The sequence below is a fragment of the Microbispora sp. H10830 genome, from assembly GCF_014161375.1.
In the GTDB taxonomy this organism is placed as follows: Bacteria; Actinomycetota; Actinomycetes; order Streptosporangiales; family Streptosporangiaceae; genus Microbispora; species Microbispora catharanthi.
On the sequence record NZ_JABBWX010000002.1, the window covers coordinates 194,051 to 213,552 of the forward strand.

16 protein-coding genes are annotated in these 19,502 nt (G+C 69.2%); 10 read left to right on the forward strand and 6 right to left on the reverse strand.

All coding sequences use genetic code 11. From position 1 onward, the window contains the following. The first annotated feature begins 662 nt into the window (after positions 1-662). The 5 genes from HHX35_RS05665 to HHX35_RS05685 all read left to right on the forward strand — a co-directional run bounded on the left by HHX35_RS05665 (position 663) and on the right by HHX35_RS05685 (position 7,104). A complete protein-coding gene (locus HHX35_RS05665; protein WP_052400081.1) occupies positions 663-2,522 on the forward strand; it encodes an AfsR/SARP family transcriptional regulator in 1,860 nt (619 codons plus the stop codon). 165 nt (positions 2,523-2,687) lie between these two features. Then, on the forward strand, positions 2,688-3,959 hold the full coding sequence (locus tag HHX35_RS05670) for a beta-ketoacyl synthase (protein WP_182897878.1): 1,272 nt from the start codon (positions 2,688-2,690) through the stop codon (positions 3,957-3,959). Then, positions 3,956-5,167 (forward strand): ketosynthase chain-length factor, encoded by a 1,212-nt coding sequence (locus HHX35_RS05675; RefSeq protein WP_182897879.1) that lies wholly within the window; start codon positions 3,956-3,958, stop codon positions 5,165-5,167. The genes HHX35_RS05670 and HHX35_RS05675 overlap by 4 nt, the downstream gene beginning before the upstream one ends. 18 nt (positions 5,168-5,185) lie before the next feature. Then, positions 5,186-5,449 (forward strand): acyl carrier protein, encoded by a 264-nt coding sequence (locus tag HHX35_RS05680; protein WP_041952839.1) that lies wholly within the window; start codon positions 5,186-5,188, stop codon positions 5,447-5,449. A 20-nt stretch (positions 5,450-5,469) separates the two neighbouring features. After that, entirely contained in the window at positions 5,470-7,104 is a 1,635-nt protein-coding gene (locus tag HHX35_RS05685; protein WP_182897880.1) for an FAD-dependent monooxygenase, read from the forward strand. Positions 7,105-7,231: 127 nt separating this feature from the next. Here the strand turns inward: HHX35_RS05685 and HHX35_RS05690 are convergent, their stop codons facing one another. The 6 genes from HHX35_RS05690 to HHX35_RS05715 form a co-directional block, all read right to left on the reverse strand. Then, positions 7,232-9,238 carry an ABC transporter ATP-binding protein gene (locus tag HHX35_RS05690; protein ID WP_041952837.1) on the reverse strand — a complete coding sequence of 669 codons (2,007 nt, stop codon included), beginning with the start codon at positions 9,236-9,238 and terminating at the stop codon, positions 7,232-7,234. Positions 9,239-9,270: 32 nt separating this feature from the next. Then, positions 9,271-9,897, reverse strand: coding sequence for a TetR family transcriptional regulator (locus HHX35_RS05695; RefSeq protein WP_220505078.1), 627 nt, complete (start codon positions 9,895-9,897; stop codon positions 9,271-9,273). A 120-nt stretch (positions 9,898-10,017) separates the two neighbouring features. After that, positions 10,018-11,025, reverse strand: a complete 1,008-nt coding sequence (locus HHX35_RS05700) for a Gfo/Idh/MocA family protein (RefSeq protein ID WP_041952835.1) — start codon at positions 11,023-11,025, stop codon at positions 10,018-10,020. Further along, positions 11,022-11,645, reverse strand: a complete 624-nt coding sequence (locus HHX35_RS05705) for a dTDP-4-dehydrorhamnose 3,5-epimerase family protein (RefSeq protein WP_041952834.1) — start codon at positions 11,643-11,645, stop codon at positions 11,022-11,024. Before HHX35_RS05705 ends, HHX35_RS05700 begins: the two co-directional genes overlap by 4 nt. Positions 11,646-11,649: 4 nt before the next feature. After that, positions 11,650-12,813: a cytochrome P450 gene (locus HHX35_RS44515; protein WP_052400080.1), complete on the reverse strand. Its 1,164-nt coding sequence runs from the start codon at positions 12,811-12,813 to the stop codon at positions 11,650-11,652. 9 nt (positions 12,814-12,822) lie between these two features. Continuing rightward, positions 12,823-13,260 (reverse strand): nuclear transport factor 2 family protein, encoded by a 438-nt coding sequence (locus tag HHX35_RS05715; RefSeq protein WP_041952833.1) that lies wholly within the window; start codon positions 13,258-13,260, stop codon positions 12,823-12,825. Positions 13,261-13,386: 126 nt separating this feature from the next. Here HHX35_RS05715 and fabG point away from each other — a divergent pair, with 126 nt between their 5' ends. Genes fabG through HHX35_RS05740 form a run of 5 tightly spaced genes read left to right on the forward strand, consistent with a single transcriptional unit; the run spans position 13,387 to position 19,477 of the window. Next, positions 13,387-14,208: a 3-oxoacyl-ACP reductase FabG gene (gene fabG / locus HHX35_RS05720; RefSeq protein ID WP_182897881.1), complete on the forward strand. Its 822-nt coding sequence runs from the start codon at positions 13,387-13,389 to the stop codon at positions 14,206-14,208. A 24-nt stretch (positions 14,209-14,232) separates the two neighbouring features. After that, positions 14,233-15,183: an aromatase/cyclase gene (locus HHX35_RS05725; RefSeq protein WP_182897882.1), complete on the forward strand. Its 951-nt coding sequence runs from the start codon at positions 14,233-14,235 to the stop codon at positions 15,181-15,183. Beyond that, positions 15,180-17,480, forward strand: coding sequence for an AMP-binding protein (locus HHX35_RS05730; protein ID WP_182897883.1), 2,301 nt, complete (start codon positions 15,180-15,182; stop codon positions 17,478-17,480). The genes HHX35_RS05725 and HHX35_RS05730 overlap by 4 nt, the downstream gene beginning before the upstream one ends. Before the next feature lie 6 nt (positions 17,481-17,486). Continuing rightward, a complete protein-coding gene (locus tag HHX35_RS05735; protein ID WP_052400078.1) occupies positions 17,487-18,248 on the forward strand; it encodes an SDR family oxidoreductase in 762 nt (253 codons plus the stop codon). Continuing rightward, the gene (locus HHX35_RS05740) at positions 18,245-19,477 is read left to right on the forward strand and encodes an FAD-dependent monooxygenase (RefSeq protein WP_220505079.1); all 1,233 of its coding nucleotides are present in this window, start codon (positions 18,245-18,247) and stop codon (positions 19,475-19,477) included. Before HHX35_RS05735 ends, HHX35_RS05740 begins: the two co-directional genes overlap by 4 nt. The last annotated feature ends 25 nt before the right edge of the window (positions 19,478-19,502 follow it).

A 19,502-nucleotide genomic window follows, 5' to 3' on the forward strand; every position in this document is an offset into this window, starting at 1 on the left:
ACCTCTTGATCCCCTCTCGAAGATTTGCCAGAATAAGTAGCGCACGGGGCGAAATTGTGCAGTCTGCTTGTAAAGCCATTTCGCAAAGCAGGGTTCGATGGCTGCAGGCAGGATCTTGGGCGCTTTTTCCGTGGGCCTTCATGTCGCGCGGAGCAGGTGACACCCGGCCGTTCATCCCGTCGTTTCCTCCTGGGCGAGGTATCGGCGCGACCATGACCTGATCAGTGAGATCGGAGGCATGAAAGGCGTGAGGGATATGTCGAAAGCCTGGAACGGGATTCTTGCCGATGGCGACGGCTCGCTCGGAACACGCCTGTAGCGCCTGTCCGGATCAAAGACTTTCTCTACTGATGTGCGCACGCCGGGAGAAGGCTTCTGGGCGAAGTTGAGATCGCATGTGCGGTGGTGTGTCCTGCCGGCTCGGTGATCTCATTCTCCGGCGATGCGAGAAACGGGGGATCAATGTGAGTCACATCATCAGGTGATCTTCGGCTCTTGACTGGGGACCGCTGCGACGAGCGGTCATCCAACTCCCTTGTCTCCGGTAAGCCGGCATCGGCGTGGGTGTCCAGCCGCGCGCCCTCCGGCGGCTTGCCCGTGTCCACGTGGTGGGGTGCCGCGTGCCCGAGCCACTTTGTCGATCATCGCTGCGAGGTCAACTTATGCGGTTCACATTGCTCGGTCCGCTGGAGATCGTGACATCGGAGGGCTCGCTGACTCCCTCGGCGCCTATGCTCCGGCGCGTCCTCGCCCTGTTGCTCTTACGCGCCGACACGGTCGTACGCAGTGGCGCGTTGGTCGAGGAGCTGTGGGGTGACCGGCCTCCGAGGAGTGCCAGAACGACGCTGCAGACGTACATATACCAGCTGCGCAAGCTGTTCGGCAGTTTCGAGGCAGGCCAGGACGCCTGCGGCTCACTGGTCCTGCTGACCAAGCCGCCCGGCTACGAGCTGCAGTTGGGCGAGGGCGACCAGGTCGACGTGTACGAGTTCGAGGCGCTGGTCAATCGCGCGAAGGCCTGCCGCCACGAAGGGCTCATCGAGGACGCGGTCGCCGCGTTGAACGAGGCGCTCGGTCTCTGGTCGGGGGCGGCGCTGACCGATGTGGAGAGAGGGCCCCTGCTCGACGCCGAGGCGACTCGGCTGGAGGAGATCCGCAAGGAGGTCCTGGAGCTGCGGCTGGAGCTCGACCTGCAGCTCGGCCGGCATCACGAGGTCGTCAGCGAGCTGCTCTCACTGGTCAGCGCGAATCCGGCACACGAGGGTTTCGTGGCCAAGCTGATGCTCGCGTTGGTGCGCTGCGGACGCCGGGCCGAGGCGCTGGACGTCTACCAGCGGACCAGGGCCGAGCTGGTCGCCGGGCTCGGCCTCGAGCCGTCCACCGAGATCCAGCGGCTGCACCACTCGATCCTCAAGGGCGACGGGGAAGTCGGCCACCAGGTGTCGGCCATGGCGCCCGCCTCGCCCGCACAACTGCCGCCCGCGATCACCGATTTCGTCGGCCGTACGGGGGAGACGAGGAGACTCCGGTCGGCCGTGGCCGGTGACCGTGGGCTGAGCATCGTGCAGGTCCTCGGTCCGCCCGGCGTCGGCAAGACGGCGTTCGCGCTCCAGGCGGCACACGAGCTCCGGTCGTTGTTCCCCGACGGCCAGTTCTACGCGAGCGTGGGCGACCTGGGCGACTGTGGGCGTGGGCTGGCGGACATCCTGGCGGGCTTCCTCCGCAGCTGCGGGATCCCACCGGACCGGTTGCCCCCCGGGCTGCGGGAACTCAGCAACATGTTCCGCACCTGGACCGCGGACCGCAAGGTTCTGGTCGTACTCGACGAGGTCCTCGCCGCCCGGCACATCCGGGAGCTCACCCCCGGGGGCTCGTCATGCGCGATGCTCGTTGTGAGCCGGACCCGGCCGACCGCGATGCCCGGCATGGTCAACATCAGCCTGGGGCCGCTGCCCGAGGACTCGGCGCTGGAACTGCTGGGCCGGCTGATCGGTCCCGAGCGGGTCGAGACCGAGCCCGAGGCCGCGCGGACGCTCATCCGGACCTGTGACCGGTTGCCGCTGGCCCTGCGTGCGGTGGCCGGCCGAATCGCCGCACGGCCGCACTGGAGCCTCGACCGGATGATCGGCCGGTTGAGCCGGTCCGACAACCTCCTGGTGGAGCTGGGGGAGCACGGGGACGAACTGCTGGCCAGCGTCGAGGCCAGCCGCCGCCAGCTGAGCGGAATCACCCGCGACGCGCTCGACCTGGTGGCCGGACTGTGCGGGCAGACCGTGACCCCGGCCGTCGTGGCCGACCTGCTCGACGTCCGGGTGGCCGCGGCCGAGACGTTGCTGGAGCAGTTGGTGGACGCCAGCCTGATCGAGGAACAGACGTCCACGCGGGAGGGCCACGAATCCGGCTACCGGGTTCCCGCGCTGTTCCAGGCCGCGGTCCGGCAGCTCGTGGAACCCTGGGATGTGCCGCAGGCCAGACCCGCCGGGCCGAGCACCAGCCCGCTCCGGGAGCCCGCTGACGTCTGACGAACGGCACGGCCACAAGCGGCACGTCACCCACTCATCGGGCGACGTGCCGCTTGTCGTCCTGCGGGGCGAATTCGGTGGGCTTCGAGTCCCGCTCTAGGCGCTTCCTTCAGCCTTACACCGACCACAGTTGGTATCCCTACTTTCCCCCGCTAGGAGGCCGTGGTGAGCCAATGTCGCGTCGTGATAACAGGGATCGGCGTTGTGGCGCCGGGCGGAATCGGTAAGAAGGCGTTCTGGGAGCGGATCACGTCGGGAATCAGTGCGACCCGCCCCATCACTTCTTTCGATCCCTCGCCTTATCGATCCCGGATGGCCGCCGAGTGTGATTTCGACCCGAGGCAGGAAGGCCTTCGCCCACAGGAGATCCGGCGAATGGACCGGGTCACGCAGTTCGCGGTCGTCGCCGCCAAGGAGGCGATCGCCGACAGCGGTTTGGACATCACCTCCGGTCAGGCACACCGGGCCGGGGTGAGCATCGGGTGCGCGGTCGGCTGCACGCAGAGACTCGAGGAGGAGTACGTCACCATGAGTGACGGCGGTCGTCATTGGCTGGTGAACCACACCTATGGCGTGCCGCATCTTTACGACTACTTCGTGCCCAGCTCGATGGCCGCGGAGCTGTCGTGGCTCGCCGGGGCCGAAGGGCCGTCGACCGTCGTCTCCGCGGGCTGTACGTCGGGGATCGACGCCATCGGATACGCGTGTGAGCTGATCCGCGAAGGCACCGCGGACATCATGATCGCGGGGGGTGCGGACGCGCCCATCGCGCCCATCACCGTCGCCTGCTTCGATGCGATCAGAGCGACCTCGCGGCACAACGACGACCCGGCCGGGGCGTCCAGGCCGTTCGACGTCACCCGCAACGGCTTCGTCCTCGGCGAGGGAAGCGCCGTGCTGGTGCTGGAGGAACTGACCGCGGCCGTGGCCCGGGGCGCGCACATCTACGCGGAGATCGGCGGATTCGCCGGCCGCAGCAACGCCTATCACATGACCGGTCTCCGCCCGGACGGCGAGGAGCTGGCAGCCGCGATCACCGCGGCACTGGACGAGGCGCGGCTGAACCCGGAGTCGGTCGACTACGTCAACGCACACGGCACGGCGACCAAGCAGAACGACCGCCACGAGACAGCCGCGTTCAAGCGCAGTCTCGGCGAGCACGCCTACCAGGTGCCGATCAGCTCGATCAAGTCGATGATCGGCCACTCTCTTGGGGCGATCGGCTCGATCGAGGTCGCCGCGTGCGCGCTGGCCATCGAGCACGGTGTGGTGCCGCCCACCGCGAATCTGCACTCGCCTGACCCGGAACTGGGCTTGGACTACGTGCCGCTGGTCGCCCGCGAGCGGCAGGTGGACGTGGCGCTCACGGTCGGCAGTGGATTCGGTGGGTTCCAGAGCGCGATGGTGCTGGCGCGGCCTGCGGAGGCGGCGGCATGACCAGGACGGTCGTCACAGGAATCGGGGTCGCCGCACCCAACGGAGTCGGCCTCGACACGCACTGGTCGTCGACTCTGCGCGGTGAGAACGCGATCCGGCGGATCACCCGCTTCGACCCGAGCCCGTATCCGATCCGGCTGGCCGGCGAGATCGACTTCGAGGTCGGCGGCCGGCTTCCGAGCCGGCTGATCCCGCAGACCGACCGGATGACCCAACTGGCGCTGGTCGCCTCGGACTGGGCACTGGCCGACGCCGGGGCCGACCTGGCCGGCATGCCTTCTCTGGACGCCGGGGTGATCACGTCCAGCTCCGCCGGAGGGTTCGAGTTCGGCCAGCACGAACTGGAAAAGCTGTACAGCAAGGGGCCGAACCACGTCAGCGCCTATATGTCGTTCGCATGGTTCTACGCCGTCAACACCGGGCAGCTGTCGATCCGGCACGGCATGCGCGGTTCGACCGGGGTGTTCGTCACCGAGCAGGCAGGCGGTCTGGACGCGGTGGCGCAGGCTCGCCGCAAGATCCGCGGCGGTCACCGGCTCATGCTCACCGGCGGGATCGACGCCTCCCTGTGCCCGTATGGGCTGGCGGCCTACCTGGCGAGCGGCCGGGTCAGCCTCGGGGACGACCCGGACGCGGCCTACCTGCCGTTCGCGCAGGAGGCGACCGGAAGCGTGCCCGGCGAGGGCGGAGCCATCCTCGTCCTTGAGGACGCGGACGCGGCGCGGCGGCGTGGGGCCGAGATCTATGGCGAGATCGCCGGCTACGGCGCGACCTTCGACCCCGCGCCCGGGTCCGGCCGTGAGCCGACGCTGCGGCGTGCCGCCGAGATCGCCCTCGCTGACGCCGGCGTGCGGACCGAGGACATCGCGATGGTCTTCGCCGACGCCGCGGCGGTTCCCGAACTCGACCGGGTCGAGTCGGACGCGATCGTCAAGCTGTTCGGTCCGCACGGTGTTCCCGTCACCGCCCCCAAGAGCATGATCGGGCGACTGTCCTCGGGTGCCGCCGCACTCGACATCGTCGACGCGTTGATGGCGCTGCGAGACGGCGTCGTGCCACCGACCGTGAACGTCCGGTGCCCCGCGCCCGGCTACGACATCGACCTGGTGATCGGGGAGCCGCGCCCGGCCAGGGGGACGGCGGCACTCGTGCTGGCCCGGGGATACGGCGGTTTCAACGCGGCAATGGTCGTTCGCTCAGCCGGTTAACAGATCAGGAGGATCTCAATGACGACGTTCACCCTCGAGAACCTGGTGCGGATCATGCGCGAGTGCGCGGGCGAGGACGACGCGGTGGACCTGGACGGCGACGTCGCGGACATGGAATTCGAGGACCTCGGCTACGACTCGCTGGCGGTCATGGAGACCGTGAGCCGGATCTCCCAGGAATACCGGGTGTCGCTGCCCGAGGAGTCCGTGTCCGAGGCCAGGACGCCCGCCGAGCTGGTCGCCCTCGTCGCCGAGCGCCAGCAGCAACCGGCACAGGCGTGACGGGCGAAGGGGAGGGTCCGGTGGCGGACGAGCACGTTTCCGTACTGATCGTCGGTGGTGGCGGGGCAGGCCTGGCCGCGGCGCTGTTTCTCGCCCGCCAGGGTGTCCGGCCGCTACTCGTGGAGCGGCACGCGCGCACGTCGATCTACCCGAGGGCGACCGGGCTCGCGCCGCGAACCAGGGAGCTGCTGCGTACGGCCGGGCTGGACGAGGTCGTGCTCGCCGCCGGCAGCGTGATGGCACGCAACGGCGGGAAGGTGGTGGTGGAGCGGCTGGCCGGCACCGACCTCGGCACGGCTAAGCGCATCTCCCCCGTCGCCGACGACGCCGACGCCGTCGACGTGGTCGCCTCGGTCAGCCCGATCACCAGCACCAACGGCATCTGCCCGCAGGACGAGCTCGAACCGATCCTGCTCGCCTCGGCCAGGGAGCACGGCGCCGAAGTGCGCTTCGACACCGAAGTGGTGGATCTGCGGCAGGGCGAGGACTCGGTCACGGTCACCGTGGCCGACCGGGCGGCCGGACGGACATCGGTGATCACCGCCGACTATGTGATCGCGGCGGACGGTGCGAACAGCTCGATCCGGGAGCGGCTGGGCATCGGCACGACCGGGCCGGGTCCGCTGGGCGCGCCGATGATCACCGTGCTGTTCCGGGCCGATCTCACCGACCTCGTTCGCGGCCACGAGTTCGTGGTGTGTGAGATTCGCTGCCCGGGCGCCGAGGGGCTGCTGCTGGCGATCAACAACACCGACCGCTGGGTGTTCTACATCTCCTGTCCCCCGGACAGCGGATTGACTCCCGAGGACTTCCCGCCGGAGCGCTGCCTTCAGGTCGTCCGCCAGGCCATCGGACTGCCGGACCTGGACATCGAACTGCTCGCGGTGATGCCATGGCAGGCCGCGGCGTTCGTGGCGGACCGCTTCCAGCGGGGCCGGGTGTTCCTCGTCGGCGATTCCGCGCACGTGATGCCGCCCAGCGGCGCGTACGGGCTGAACACCGGTATCGCGGACGCGCACAACCTGGCGTGGAAGCTCGCCTTCGCCCTGCGGGGGAAGGCGAGGGCCGGGCTTGTGGACAGTTACGAGCGGGAGCGCCTGCCGGTCGGCCGGTTCACCGTCGAGCAGGCCATGCTCGTGCAGCGCAACCCGCGGCTGCACTGGGATCTGAAGTCCTCGCTCGCCGAGCGGGAGCGGTTGGGCATGGCGCACCCGGTGGTGGTGTCGCTGTGCCCGCAGTACGACTCCCCGGTGATCGTCTCGCCCCGGTCAGGTCTGCCCTCGATCAGCGATCCGGGGCTCAACCTGGACGGGCACGCGGGCAGCCGGGTGCCGCATCTGTGGGTCGACGGGCCTTCCGGTGCGCGGATGTCCACGCTGGACCTTGTCGAGTCCGGTTTCGCCCTGCTGTGCGGACCGGCAGGCCAGGTATGGCAGGAGGCGGCCGAGCCCTGGGCCGACCTGCCGCTGGCGGTCCACCGGCTGGCGGAGGAGGGTGACCTGGTCGACGAGGAGCGGCGCTGGCCTGCCGTCGCCGGCATCAAACCTGATGGTGCCCTGCTCGTCCGGCCCGACGGATATGTGGCCTGGCGCGCGCCGTCCGGTGACGACGCCGCCTCGCTCGACGCGGTCATGCGTCAGGTGCTGGGCGGATAGCACGGCGCCCCCGGACCGATGGCACGGCTGGACGGACGGCCCGGTTGAACAAGGGCACGGCTGGACAGCCGGCACGGCGCCCCTGGACGGTGGTGAGCGAACGACCACCGGCCAGGGGCGCCTTTGTTCATGACCCGACGGCTTTCTCGTCATCGAGGTACGCCGACGCCTGCAGGGTGAACAGTTCGGCGTATCTGCCCTCGAGTCGCATCAGTTCGGTGTGGGTGCCGTCCTCCACGAGCTTGCCGTCCTCCAGGAACATGATCCGGTCGGACTGGCGGACGGTGGAGAAACGGTGCGAGATGTAGAGCGTGGTCTGCCCCGCGGCCAGGGCGCGCAGCCTGGTGAACAGATCATGCTCGGCCTGCGCGTCGAGCGCGGAGGTCGGCTCATCGAGCACGAGGATCGCGGACTTGCGCATGAACGCTCTGGCCAGCGCGATCTTCTGCCATTCACCGCCGGACAGACTGACGCCCTGGTCGAACCACCGGCCGAGCGGACTGTCGAAGCCCCGGGGCAGCCGCTCGATGCGCTCGGCTATCCCGGCCCGCTCGGCCGAGTCCACGATCGCCTCCCTGTCGTCGAGCTGCGGCAGGTTGCCGAGGCCGATGTTCTCGCTCGCGGTGGCCTGATAGGTCACGAAGTCCTGGAACATCGCGCTGATCCTGGCCCGGTACTCCTCCGGGTCGTACTCCCTGATGTCGGTGCCGTCCAGCAGGATCCGGCCTTCTGTCGGGTCGTACAACCGGCACAGCAGCTTGATCAGGGTGGACTTGCCCGCGCCGTTGCGGCCGACCACCGCGACGGTCTCGCCCGGACGGATCTCGAAGCTGACCCGGTCGAGTGCCTTGACGTCGGATCCCGAGTAGCTGAACGAGACCTCCTCGAACCGCACGTGACCGCGCACGTCCGCCGGCATCGGGCGGGGCTGCTCCGGCCTGCGGATCGCCGGGCGGGTGCCGAGAAAGCGGTACAGCAGGTCCAGGAACAGGTTGTTCTCGTACATCCCGCTGACGCCGAGGAACAGGCCCTGGACGGAACTCTGCACGGCGGCCGCGGCACCGGTGTACAGCGCGAGATCACCCAGGGTGAGCCTGCCGGAGACGGCCTGCAGCGCGATGTAGAGGTAGATCGCGGAGCTGGTGAGGGTCGTCAGCATGCTCCAGGCGGCGGCGGCCATGTTGCGGGTGCCGATCAGCTTGCGCTGCCGTTCGTAGTAGACCTGGCCGAGCCGGCGGAACCGGTCGACGAGATAGCCGCCGAGCCCGAAGTGCTTGATCTCCTTGGCGTACGTGTCGGTGGTGACGAGTCCTGCCAGGTATTCCATCCGGCGGCGGATCGGGGAACCGAGGAAGTTGAACGCGAAGCTCCGGGCGGAGTACCGGGTTTGCGAGACGAACGCGGGGATCGGGGTGACGAGCGCCACGACCGCGAGCAGCGGGCTGATCGCGATCAGCAGGGCGATCATCGTGCAGAACGTGATCACGGTCTTCACCAGTCCGAACGCGGAGTTCATCATCGACAGCGGGCGGCTGGGCGCCTCCTGGTCGGCCTGCCGCAGCAGATCGTAGGACTGGGAGCCTTCGAAGAAGGCGAGATGCAGGTTGCTGGCGTGGTCCATCACCTTGTGCCGGATGGTGAGCACCATCTTCTCTTGCAGCAGTTGCTGGGCGATGTTCGTCAGCGACGTGATGACCGTGGTCAGCGTGAAGAGGAGAAACTGCAGCGCGGCCACTGTGATGATCTTGGTGATCGACGTCATGGCGATGCCGGGGAACAGCGGCACCGTCAGCATGACGACGTCCGGACGGTGCTGGGTGTGCACCTGGATGCCCTCGACCACCGAGTCCATCAGCAGCTTCGTCATGTACGCCGAGGCGGTGGGCAGCAGGCCGCTCACGACGGTGACCACGCCGATCACCACGGTCAGCACCGGACTGGCCTGCCACGTCAGCCCGATCACGCGCGGCAGGCCGCGCACGGTGCCGACGGAGGTCTGCCGAATCCGTCGCCACCGCGACCTCAGGTCCCTGGGCTGTTTTCGCGGTTTGGGGTCCGGAATGTCGATGGGGCCGGTCAGGCCGCTGTCGGCGACGCTGGTCGGGTCGTCCAACCCGAGTGGAAGGCGGCGCATCGCCGATTCGATACCGCCCCCACCTTGATCCACTAAGCACCGCCCCGAAACTCGGCCGGCAGTTTGCTCTCGTCGAACGCGCCGTGCAGGAACAGCCTGATCAGCGACGCCAGGCAGATCGGTTCGCTGTCGGCGTCGGGCCGGTGAGACCGGGCGAACAGCAGATCCAGCAGGACGCCCGCGAGCTGGTCGGCGGGCAGGCGCAACGCGGGCTGCTCGGGCGCGAACAGTTCGGCGAGCGCCGCTCTGGTCGCGGCGATGCCGGCGACGCGGCTGCCCCGCTCGCGTGGTTGCGCGGACGCCTCGCCCCGCTCGCGTGGTTGTGCGGACGCGTCGCCACGATTGCGGGGGCCGCTGCGGAAGCCGGAGGCGGCCACCGCGCCGAGCACGCGGCCCATTCTGTCCATGTGCGCCTCCATCGCGGAGGCGGCCTCGTGCAGCCTTTCGTGCAGCGAGATCTCCAACGGGATGGCGCGGATGGCCTCGACCACGTTGTCCGGCCGCAGCGCCTCGGCGATGCACGCTTCGAGAAGCTCGTCCTTGTCCTTGAACGCCCGGAAGATCGTGGCTTCGCCGATCCCGGCCGCCGCGGCGATCTGGCTGGTCTTCACCGCGGCGCCGTACTCGGCCACCAGCGGCAGGGTCACGTGCACGATCATGGCGCGGCGTTCCTCGGGGCTCATGCTCGGGGCCCGGCGCCTGGTCGGCTGTGCGGAGGGGGCTACGTCAGTGTCATTCGGCTTTGGTTTCGTCATGCCCCCACTGTACGAAGTGAGTGCTCACTCCGTCAAGGCGTCCTCCCCGACCCGGATCATCCGGGACCAGGCCAGCACCTCGTCGACGAGGCGGGCTTGGCGCAGGGTGTTCTCCGCGTCGAGGGCCAGGTCGCTGCCGTGCCGCAGGGCCTGCGTGAAGTGGCGCACGACGTTGGCGAACTGGTGGTCGGCCGGCAGGACGCGCTCCTCCCTGTGATCCTGGCGTTCGATGTGGACCACCGGCTGGTAGCTCTCCGGCGGTGTGAACACCCGGTCCAACAGGATCCTGCCGGTGCTCCCGGACAGTTCATAGGTCGAACGGTAGGAATGCTCCATGCCGAAGGTCAGCTGCGCGGCGACTCCCTGCGGTGTGGTCAGCAGGATGCTGCCTGAGCTCACCACGTTCCTGCGCGCGTCCCACCGCAGCACTCCGCCGGCGAAGCCGAGTTCCGGGCCGAGGAAGTGCAGCGCGGCGCGGATCGGGTAGACGCCGACGTCCAGCAGCGCGCCACCCCCCACATCGGCCTGATAACGGATGTCGCCCGCGGGCTTCGGAGGGATCGTGAAAGCCGCGGCGAACGCCCGCAACTCGCCGATCGCGCCGTCCGCCAGGAGCCGCCGCACGGTGGCGTGCTGCGAATGGTGGAGGAACATGAAGTTCTCGAACAGCAGCAGGCCCCGCGACGCCGCCAGCTCGACCAGCCTGCTCGCCTGCCGGTGACTGGACGTCAGCGGCTTCTCCGCCAAGACGTGCTTGCCCGCCAGCAGGGCCTGCTCGACCCATTCGGCGTGCAGCATCGCGGGCAGCGGCACGTACACGGCATCCACGTCGGATCGGAGCAGCAGGTTGCGATATCCGGTGACCGCGTCGCAGCCGAACCGCGCGGCGAACTTCCGCGCCTTGGCCTCGTCGCGGCTGGCGACGGCAACCAGCCGGACATCGGGCTCGGCCGCCATCGCGGGAAGCATCCGCCGCCACGCGATGTCCGCGCAGCCGAGCACGCCGAACCGCACAGGACCGGTGATGCTCATTTCGACTCCGATGGGACCCTGCCGCCGTCCAGCGACGGGCGGACGTCACGGCACTGCTGGTAGGTGGGCAGCAAGCCCATCGCGACCGCCTCGTCCAGAGTCGGTGCCACCCTGTCCTTCTCCGACATGATCGGCGGCTCGGTCAGCTTCCACGGGATTCCCAGCTCGGGGTCGAGAGCCTGCACGTCGATCATGGTGCCGTGCACGTACTCCTCCGCGCACACGTAGTTCATGCACGCGCCCTCGGTGAGGGCGAGGAACGCGTGACCGAGTCCGTCGGCCAGGTAGACCGCGATGCCGGACTCCTCGTCCTGGATCGTGGTGTCGTACATCCCGAACGTGGGCGACCCGACCCGCAGGTCGACCACGACGTCCAGCACCCGGCCGCGTACGCACGTGATGAGCTTGGCCTGCCCCGGAGGCACGGCCGTGCTGTGGATGCCGCGCAGGGTGTTGCGCCTGGAGACCGAGTAGTTCACCTGCATGACCGGAAACGGGCGGCCGATCGCCTCGGCGAGCTCGCTCATCCGCCACGCCTCGTAGAAGTTGCCCCGCACGTCCGGTATCCGTTCTGGCCGGATGCGGTAGGCGTCCGGAATCGCCATCTCGGTGATTTTCATGGCTTCACTCCAAACCTCGGCCCTTCAGATCCACCGGTAGCTCGAGCAGCCCGCGCATGATGTTCTCCCGCCAGCGGGTCGGCCCGGCCAGCGTGGCGTGCGGGAAGCGGCGCACCAGCGTGCCGATCGCGATCTGCGCCTCCATCCGGGCGAGCGGCGCCCCGAGGCAGTGATGGATGCCGTGTGAGAAGGCCAGGTGCGGGTTGGGGCTGCGCGTGATGTCGAGCCGGTCGGGGTGCTCGAATCTGGCCGGGTCCCGGTTGGCGCCGCAGAACGAGATCAGCACGACCTCGCCCGCTCGCACCACGATTCCCTCGACGTCGACGTCCTCCTTCGCGATCTGCCCGGCGGCACTGAACGAGCTCTCGTACCTGAGGAACTCCTCGACCGCCGAGTCGATCAGATCGGGTTGCGCGCGCAGCAGCGCCAGTTGGCCGGGGTTGGTCAGCAACGCGTGGATGCCGTTGCCGATCAGATTGGTCGTGGTCGCGTACCCGGCTGCGATGAGCGCGATGCCCAGCTCGATCAGCTCCGGCTCGGTCAGCGTGCTGTCGCCGTCGCGGGCCGCGATCAACGCGCTCATCAGGTCGTCGCCCGGCTGCCGCCGTTTGGCGGCGATCAGGTCGACGATGTACTCCTTGGTCCGGTCGTAGACCTCCTCGCGGTTCTCCGCGACCTCTCCGGCGAGGATCTTCTCGGTCCTGCGGCGTACGTCGGCCCGGTCGGTCTCGGCGGCGCCGAGCATCTCGCAGATCACCGCGATAGGCAGCGGGTAGGCGAACCGGTCGAGCAGGTCGACCGGGCCGGCCCCGGCGATCTCGTCGAGCATGCCGTCCACCAGGCCCTGCACCCAGGTGCGCAGACGCTCGACCCGGTTGCGGGTGAAGGCCTTGCCGACCAGCCGGCGGATACGGGTGTGGTCGGGAGGGTCGGAGTCCACCGCGGCCACCGGGCTGTCGTCCGGGCGCCGCCTGCTGAACCTCAGGTCGGCGAGCAGCTCCCTGGCCAGGTCGTACCGGGTGACCAGCCAGACCTCGCCCATGAACGTGGTCTGCACCCGGACCATGGGCGCCAGCTCGCGCAACCGGGCCAGGCCGGGATAGGGATCGGCCGCGCACACCGGGCTCTGCGCCAGCGGGATCACCGGGACATCCACATCGCCGATCACGGCAGCTCCTCAGACCAGGTCGTCGCGGGTGACGTGGCGGCTGCGGACCAGCAGGTCGTCGCCGTCCCGCACGAGCACATCCGCGCACACCGTGCTCACGTGGATCGCCGCCTGCCCGCCCTTGGGCGTGGAGATCACCAACGCGTAGCTGCGTGCCAGCACCGTCCCGTCGGATCGCGTGTCGACGCTGAGCATGCCCAGCCAGTGCCGGCGGACCAGACCGTCAAGCGCCAGCTGCTCGGTCGCCTGCCGCGCGCCGGCGGCGATGTCCGCGCGGCCGCGCACCGGCTCGGGACGTGCGTTCGCCGCGAACACCGCGTCCTCGGTGAAGGTCGCGGCCCACTCGTCGGCCTTGCCGTCGTCGAGCAGCTGCATCTGGCGGGCGTAGAAGTGCTGGACGGCGAGGTAGAGCTCCGCGGACTGCGGGGCCTGCGGTGGCAGCGCCATGAGAATGCCCTTTCGGCCAGAACGGATTCGAACCCCGAGGCTGACGACCGCTTCTCAAGCGGTGCTTGACGCGCGATGGAAGGCGGCGGCGTCCACCGGCCGTCGAGCCCGGTTCGAGTGGCGCGGATGACGCTCGGTGCCGGCAAGCCGACCGGCGGAGGAGGAGTCGTGGGAGAGCAGAGGGTCGCCGTCGTGACCGGCGCGACGCGGGGCATCGGCCTCGCGGTGACGGAGCGGCTCGCCCGTCTCGGGATGCGGGTGTTCGTCTGTTCCCGCAGTGCGGACGACCTGGAAATCACCGTGAAACAGCTGCGTGACCGCGAGCTCGACGTGGACGGAACGACGTGTGACGTCCGCTCGGCCACGGACGTCGACGCGTTCGTCCGGGCGGCGGTGGATCGCTACGGCCCGGTCGACGTGCTGGTCAACAACGCCGGCCGCAGCGGCGGCGGGGTGACCGCCGAAATCACCGACGAGCTGTGGTACGACGTCATCGACACCAACCTCAACAGCGTCTTCCTGATGACCAGGAAGGTGCTCACCGCCGGCGGCATGCTCGACCGGCAGCGGGGCCGGGTCGTCAACATCGCGTCCACCGGCGGTAAGCAGGGTGTGGTGTTCGGCGCGCCCTACTCCGCCTCCAAGCACGGTGTGATCGGGCTGACCAAGGCACTCGGGCTGGAGCTGGCCAAGACAGGGATCACCGTCAACGCGGTCTGCCCCGGCTATGTGGAGACGCCGCTCGCGGAGAAGGTGCGGCAGGGATACGCCGAGCACTGGGGGATCACGCAGGACGAGGTGCTGCACCGGTTCCAGGCCAAGATCCCGATCGGCCGCTACTCCACTCCGGAGGAGGTGGCCGGCCTGGTCGCCTACCTGGTGTCGGACGACGCCGCACCGATCACCGCTCAGGCGCTCAACGTCTGCGGTGGCCTCGGCAACTACTGATCCCTGTCCCGGAAGGACTGACCCGTGTCCCAGCTCGCGACGCATCATGACGAGCATGCGATCACCGTGCCGGCCCCGGCCGAGGTCGTCTACGAGGTGATCGCCGACGTCACCCGCTGGCCGTTCACCTTCACGCCGACCGTTCACGCCGAACGGCTCGAGCAGACCGGTGACGAGGAACTGATCAGACTGTGGGCGCTGGCCAACGACGAGGTCAAGACGTGGACGTCCAGGCGCGTCCTCGACCGGGCCGGCCGCCGCGTGCGGTTCCGCCAGGAGGTCTCGCAGCCGCCGGTCGCGGCGATGGGCGGCGAATGGGTGCTCGAACCGGTCTCGGAGGGCGAGACGCGGGTGCTGCTCAAGCACGACTTCCAGGCCCTCGACGACGATCCGGCGGGCGTGGACTGGATCAAGAAGGCGGTCGACCGCAACAGCCTGTCCGAGCTGGACAGGCTGAAGCACGCGGCCGAGGCCGCCGGCGAGCTCGCCGAGCTGACCGTGAGCTTCGACGACTCGATCCGGATCGACGGCGGCATCGACGACGTGTACGAGTTCCTCTACGAGGCGAGGGAATGGCCGCGGCGCCTGCCGCACGTCGCACGGCTCGACCTCGCCGAGGACACGCCCGGCATCCAGGTCATGGAGATGGACACCACGGCGGCGAACGGCTCGGTGCACACCACCAAGTCGGTCCGGGTGTGCTTCCCGAACAGCCGGATCGTGTACAAGCAGACCGAGGTGCCCGCGCTGATGTCCGCCCACGTCGGCGAGTGGTCGCTGCGCGCGGAGGGCGGCGCGGTCACCGCGACATCGCGGCACACGGTCATGATCAGGCGCGATGCCGTGACCGCTGTGCTCGGTGAAGGCGCCACGGTCCGCAAAGCACGCGACTTCGTGCGCCAGGCCCTGGGCAAGAACAGCATGACCACCCTCGAGCACGCGAAGGCGTTCGCGGAGAGCCGTGGCCGAGGATGACCGCCGAGAACGCGGTGAGCGCCGCGACAGAGACGGTCAGGACGGTCGACGGCCTGCTCGGCGCCGCGGCGGCCCGTGACCCGGACGGCATCGCGATCCGTGCGGAGTACGGGGACATCAGCTTCGGCGAGGTGGATCGCGCCGCGACCATGTGCGCGGCGGCCCTGCGCGGCCTGCTCGGCGAGGAACGCTGCGTGGTCGCCATCGCCTCTCCGCCGCATCCCGATTTCGTCGTGGGCTTTCACGGCATCGTGCGCAGCGGCAACATCGCGGCACCGATCAACCCGTTGCTGCCCGAGCACGCGCTGGAGCACTTCCTGTCCACATCGGAGGCGAAGCTGGTGTTCGTCACCACCGAGCTGTTCGCCCGGCTCCGCAAGATCAGGCACAGGTTGCCGCGCCTGCGCGAGGCGGTTCTGGTCGGGCCGGGACCCGTCCAGGACGCCAACGACATCCGTACGATCGACGACCTGAGCGCCGCCTACGAGGTGCGGGGAAACGCGATGGCGGCGCCGCCCGAGATGGCGCCCGACGACGTCGCCTGCATCCAGTTCACCAGCGGCACCACCGGCCTGCCGCGCGGGGTGCTGCTGACCCACCGCAATCTGACGGTCAACGCCGCGCAGGTCGCCGAGGCACACCGGCTCGACGCCGGCTCGATCGTCCTCAACCACCTGCCGAAATACCACCTGATGCACATGAACTCGGGGCTGTTCGCCGGTGCGCGGCAGGTTCCCTGCGTCGCTCCGGAGAACGCGGCCGCGATCGAGCTGGCCAACCGGGTCGGTGCCACCCACTTCTACACGATTCCGATGAAGCTCAACCGGCTCGCCGCCGACCCCGGCCTGCCGGACATGCGGCTGGAGACCGTCCGCATGATCGCTTCCGGTGGGACGGCGCTGGCGCCGCGGGTGGCGAGGAAGCTGTCCGAGCATTTCGGTGTGCCGGTGTTCCAGGGGTACGGCCTGGCCGAGACCTCGCCGCTGACCCACTCCGCGGGCCCCGGCGATCCCCGGCCGGGCACGGTGGGCCCCGTGGTCGCGGACACCGAGTGCCGCATCGTGGACCTGGAGTCCGGGGCCGTGCTGGCCGCCGGCGAGCGCGGCGAGGTGCAGGTTCGCGGACCGCAGGTGATGAAGGGATATCTCGATCCCGGCCGGCCCTCCGGCATCGACGCCGAGGGCTGGCTGCACACCGGGGACGTCGGATATCTCGACCCCGACGGCGCGCTGACCATCGTGGACCGGATCAAGGACTTCTTCAAACGGGACAACTACATGGTCTCGCCGTCGGAGATCGAGGGCGTGCTGGAGGCACACCCGCTGGTCGCCGAGTCGGCCGTGGTCGGCTACCCCGACGAGATCAGCGGAGCGGTGGCCAACGCCTTCGTCGCCCTGCGCGAGCCCGTGCCGGACCACGTCGCCGTGGCAGACGAGATCGCCCGGTTCGTAGCCGATCGGGTGCCCTACTACCAGCGCTTGGAGCACATCGAAGTGGTCGGCGCGGTGCCGCGCTCGCCCAACGGCAAGGTGCAGCGCCGCGATCTGCGGGCGGAGCTCATCACCCGGCGAGAGCTCACCGTACGGCCCGATGGCACGCAACGAGAGAGGATTTTCGACATCGTGGGCGAGAGCAAGGACCTCAGCAACCTGATCGCCGTGATCGCCAGGTTCACCACCCAGGGTGACCCCAAGGCGTTCGAGCGATTCTTCCTCGAACACGTGGAGTACATGCGGGCGCAGGAGGGGTTCGGCTCGCACCAGGCCGTGACCTTGGCCGACGACCCCTCGGTGTACGTGAACTTCGGATGGTGGCTGAGCCAGGAGGCATTCCAGCGCGTGGTGCAGAGCGACGAGTTCCGCTCTCATCAGGCCACGATGCGGTCCATGCTCGCCGACGCCGAGCTGGACCTGTGCAAGAACATCTTCAGGGTCAACGCCGAGAAGGAAGCGGGCTCGCGTGGCGAGTTCGACACGCCGCTGATGACCGTCACCCGCTACCGGCTGACCGGCTCCGCCGAGGAGTTCGAGGCCGCCTTCACCGACTACGCCAAGCACATCCGGTCGACGTACGGCTTCGGCTACGCCGACCTCAACCGGTCCATGGCCGACCGGGGCAGCTACACGGGAATCGGCTACTGGTGGGATCCGGCCGCGTACGACCGGACGGTGGAGCACGAGACCTTCCGCAGGCTGCGTGAACTCGCGGACGTGACGGTGGAGAAGGTCGACCACGTCGCCTGGAACCGCGCGCTGGGCGCCGACGAGGAGCCCGCGGCCGCGGGCAAGCGGGGTTGATGCGAGGTGGACGTCGCAGCGACACCGGGACTGGACGGACGGGTCGCCCTGGTCACCGGCGCGACCAGAGGCCTCGGCCTGGCGATCGCCAGGAAGCTCTGCGCCTCCGGGTGCCACGTCTACCTGAACTACGCCCATTCCGATGAGGACGCCGAACGCGCGGTCGAGCTGCTGTCCGGATCGAAGGGGACGGCGACCGCGCTGAAATTCGACGCCGCGGAGCCGGATGTCGCGCCGAAGCTGCTGGAGGCGGTGCGCGAGCGGCACCCGCAGCTGGATGTCTTCGTGCACAACGCGGCGTCGTTCCACCCCATGTCCGCGGTCGAACCACAGGTGGGCGACTTCTGGGACGACGTACGGCTGGCGGTGAGCCCGCTCGTGCAGGCCGCGGCCAGGCTCGGCGAGACGATGACGCCCGGCACCGGACGGATCATCGCGGTCTCCAGCATGGGCGCCAGGTCCGTGGTGCCGGATTACGTCAGCCAGGGCGTCGGCAAGGCCGCTCTGGAGAGCCTGGTCCGCTATCTCGCCGTGGAGCTGGCGCCGAAGGGGATCGCGGTCAACGCGGTGTCCACAGGGAAGCTGGACAAGGGCGCCGGCGGGCCGGACGCGCCCGCGGTCAGGGCCCTGGCCGCCAGAACCCCGGCCGGCCGGTTGACCAGGCCGGAGGACGTGGCCGACGTGGTGGCGCTGCTGTGCACCGACGAGGCGGCCTGGATCCACGGGCAGGTGATCACCGCAGACGGCGGCCTGAGCATCCGCGCGTGAACGGAGTGACAGTGGACCTCAAGGCCGACTTCTGTGTCGTGGGCGGCGGTCCCGCCGGACTGACCCTCGCGTTGTTGCTCGCCCGGTCGGGCGCCGCCGTCGTCGTGGTCGAGCGCAGCACGTCGATGGAGCGGGAATACCGCGGCGAGATCCTCCAGCCGGGTGGTCTGCGACTCCTCGCCGAGCTGGGAGTGCTCGACGGCGCCCGCGAGCGCGGGTGCCACGAGCACTCCCGGTTCCGTTTCGTCGACCGGGCCAGGGCGCTGGTGGACATCGACTACCGCCGGCTGCCCGGGCCGTTCAACTACCTTCTGAGCATTCCGCAACGGCATCTGATCGAGGAACTGCTCGCCGCGATCCAGCGGCTCGGCGTGACCTATCTGGCCGGCCACAGGGTGAGCGAGCTCATCACCGAGGACGGCAGAATCGGCGGCGTCGTCGCCGGAGGGCCGGACAGGCGGCAGGTGGTGCGGGCCCACTGCGTGGTGGCCGCGGACGGCCGATACTCCAAGACCCGGCAACTCGCCGGGATCGAATTCGATCGGCGCGACGTCTTCGATCACGACGTGCTGTGGTTCAAGATCCCGTGCCCTGCCGGTGATCCGCCGGACGTCCGGATCTTCCGGGCCGCGGGCAACCCGGTGCTGGTCTACCGATCGTTTCCCGACAGCCTGCAGGTCGGCTGGACGTTGCCGCACAAGGGTTACCGGGCCATGGCCGAGCAGGGCATCGACCACGTCAAGGCGCGGATCGCCGACGCTCTCCCGCCGTACGCCGGCCTGATCGACAGCACGTTGACCAGCCTGAGCGACCTCACGTTGCTGGACGTCTTCTCCGGCACCGCGCGCCGGTGGGCGGCGGACGGCCTGGTCCTGATCGGCGACGCCGCCCACACGCACAGTCCCATCGGCGCCCAGGGCATCAATCTCGCGGTGCAGGACGCGGTGGCCCTGCATCCCCTGCTCATGGCCTCGTTGCGCGCCGGGGACCCGAGCGCGGACCTGCTCGGGCGGTACGTCGCAGTGCGCAGGCGCGACGTCGCCGCGATCATGAGGCTGCAGGTGATGCAGAGCAAGGCGATGCTCTCGCAGAGCCCGGTGGCCGCCGCACTCCGGCCGAGGGCGGCGAAGGCGCTGTCCCGCACCCCGGTGTTCCGCAAAGTGCTGCACCGGCTCGCCTACGGCAACAAGGACATCCGGATCGCGGCGGACCTGTTCGTGACCGACTGACCCTCAGCACTGGCCCCTCAGCACT